Annotated in this window: 2 protein-coding genes; both read left to right on the top strand. The window is 48.3% G+C overall.

Annotated elements, in window-relative coordinates:
• On the top strand, positions 1-2,376 hold a 2,376-nt coding region (locus KDK19_RS12890; RefSeq protein WP_257292126.1), incomplete at its 5' end, for a DUF4116 domain-containing protein.
• A 176-nt stretch (positions 2,377-2,552) separates the two neighbouring features.
• Positions 2,553-3,033, top strand: a 481-nt coding sequence (locus KDK19_RS12885; protein WP_257292125.1) for a PEP/pyruvate-binding domain-containing protein, incomplete at its 3' end; no start/stop codon positions are given.

The raw sequence follows: 3,033 nt of genomic DNA, 5'->3' as shown, positions 1-3,033 counted from the left end.
GGCGAGGCAGACACGATGCCAAAGGGAGCCATTGTCGTGGCCAACCATGCTGAAAAGTGGATGCTTGAGCCCGAATTCCTGAAGCGGGCAGGGGGTTTTGTTTTTGCCGAAGGAGGATTCAATGATCATGTGGCGATCCTTATGAGACAAGAAGAAAAAACCTTAATGCTGGCCGGTGAACAGTTTGCAGCGGTGGCCGCCCAGGAAGGCCAACAGGCGACACTGGCCTGCGCCCGCTTTAACGGACAGCCCGGAGCCTTTATTGTTGTCGGTGACTATTCCGGAAAACTGGCCAGTTGCAGAAGCCTGTCCTCTGCCTTTTCTGACGAGCCGTTAGCGAAAGCCGTCCCGTCAAAGCGTGAATTGGCTCCCCAACATAGATGCTTATTACGTCGGGTCGCCAGCTGTTTTCGCTGGCTTACAGATCAAAATGCCCTCCTGTTGTCGTTTTTTGCCCCCGGCGGTGGACTGGGTTGTCTGGCGAACCCGATAAAACTGAGCATGTCACCGCAACGAGCAAAGCTACTGGGAGAGACCAGGGACAACGTAAACCGGCTGATTTATGGGGCTGAAGAAATGTTGGAGGGTTACGATGCCTTCTTGCGGCTGGCCGGTAAAAGCTGTTCGCGCGAGGTTCAGTCATTGCGGGATGAATTTCCGGAACTTGGCAACCGGTTCGGGACGCTGAAAGAAACCATTCAATCCAGGTTAGAGAGTATCGTTTTGCCCATGCAAGCCGCTGAAGAAGGGCGGGTATCCCGGAGAGAGTTTTGCCAGTGGGTGGCAGCCTGCCAGCAACTGCAATCCTCTCTTCAGGCACTCAATCCCGGTGAGGCTGAGCAGGTTCGAAGTGTTCATGAGCTGATTTTTGCCCTGCATCAGCGCTTCGTGGAAGCACTGGCACCAGTCACTTTGGCCTCGGGTCAGGGCAGGTCATCCAAGATAGGCAGGATCTCTTACGTGGATTGCACGACCCCGTGTAAAAAGACTCCGCTATTGAGTCGATCCGGCGAAGAAACCATGGCACGGCTGGAGTTTCGGGGGACTGTCATCCATATGAATAATGCCTTGATTGTTACCCTGCCGCTTGGAAATCATAAGAGCGTTATCGAGCTACTTGAACACGCAGAGGCGGGGAAAGGACGAACCTTGCGGCTGACATTTTCAGATACATTTGATGCTGAATGGGATTTTAATGCCGGCAAGTTCATGCGTGTGTGGTTTCTGGTAGCGTTACTGAAAGCGATTGAACTGGATAAAAATTCTGATGGCATAAAGACCCGTTGCAACGCCATAGCAGGTACAGTGACCATCGAATGTTCCCAGATGAAATCACGTCCATCCATGCGGGAAGCCTTTGAAAAACTGATCGTTGTATTACGTGATATGAAAGATTTGGATCATCGTTTTGAGAAAAGCCGCATTTGTGAAAAAAATCAGTGGAATTTTGACTCGCTTGCACAACGACTTGATAGCGGCCTTGCGACAGAAGCCGATAGGTTCGTCTTTCAACATTGCCTTTTCACAATCAGTTATACCTATCTACACAGAGTTCCCCGATTCTACCCGTTCTTAAGCGACCACCAACAACAGTTTATTGAACATGTTCAGTGTTTTTCGAGGTGCGTGAAAACATCGGAGCATAAGCTTCTGAAAATGTTAATGAGTGGTGAGATCGCTGAGGACACCCGCAGTGAACTCCTACAGCATTATTTATTGGAAGATCCCCAAAACGGTACTCGTTTGGTTGTGCTTTTGCATCCCCATTTGGAAGATCAATACTTTGTTATCAAAACACCTCGCAGTGGTCGTCTGGAGTTTGATGTTCCACCGGGGCAGCCATTTGGGGATTATAAAGAAAAAGTCAGGAATTCCCTGCTGAAACAGGGTTTGAAATATGCCAGCCAACGGGTTTTGAATGATAAAGACGTTGTGTTACCCGCCATTAAAGAACATCCGGGTGAACTGGAATATGTGAGTAAAGAATTGGGGGATGATAGCGATGTTGTCATTGCATCAGTCACTCGAGTGGGTGGCGAGCTGAAATATGCCAGCCATAGACTTAAGAATGATGAGAAGGTGGTGATGGCCGCTGTTGCAAACGATCCAGCAGCTTTGGGGTTTGCAAGTGAGAGAATCAAGAGCGATAAAGACATTGTTAATCGTGCAATTGCTCATAGTATCATTTACTTAAGGCATGCCAGTCATGCGGTGTTGAATGATCGCGAGTATATGTTGGAGTTAATTGAACAAAATCCTCGTGCTTTCGAATATGCGGCTTTTCAACTTAAAAATGATAAGTCTTTTATCGATTCAGCGAAGCAAAGAAATCCCGAAGTTAATAAATACGTCAGGGCATTTTTGGCCAAGCTCTGATCAACTCTGACAACGATGGCAGTGAAAACCTTATTACCAACTTATTGCCGTTCTTTTAATGCGTTCTTCAGGCTGACGGGTGAACTTTATAAAAACATCATGGTCGAAGGAAAGTGATCGCTTTATGCGTTAGCGATTAAATCATGGATAAATAAAAACATCAGAGGGATATCTTGATGTTATCTGCTGTATTTGGCAAGTCAGATCCTCAAAGCCTGACAACTGATCCCAATCATAATTCTAAGGCTAATAGTTTACCTGAAAGGTATTTCAGTGATCTTGATCCCAGTGATGTTCCCGACCCAAGGCCGATAGGCGAGCGCACCTGCCGTTCAGCTGTTTTGGCTCAGGCTGCTGACTGTTCTCCCGCCAACCGGGAAAATCTGGGCGGCAAGGGAATGTTTTTGCAGCGCATGCAGAAAGCCGGTCTGCCTGTTCCACCCTTCGAATGTGTTACTGCTCAGGTCATGAATGCGCTTGAACAACACTCTCTGGATACCCGTCTTATGGAGCGCTGCCTTCCCTGGATCGTCCTTGAACCGGGGTTAGAGATTAGTCTGGCGAACATCCGGGACCACCTCAATGGCTTGCCGCCTTCAGATCAAGCCAAAAGGGATAGCTGGCTGGCGGATCTGGCACAATTTGTTGCCAGTGATG

Source organism: Endozoicomonas sp. ONNA1 (assembly GCF_024606325.1).
Taxonomy (GTDB): domain Bacteria; phylum Pseudomonadota; class Gammaproteobacteria; order Pseudomonadales; family Endozoicomonadaceae; genus Endozoicomonas_A.
This window is presented reverse-complemented; position numbering and strand designations above follow the sequence as displayed.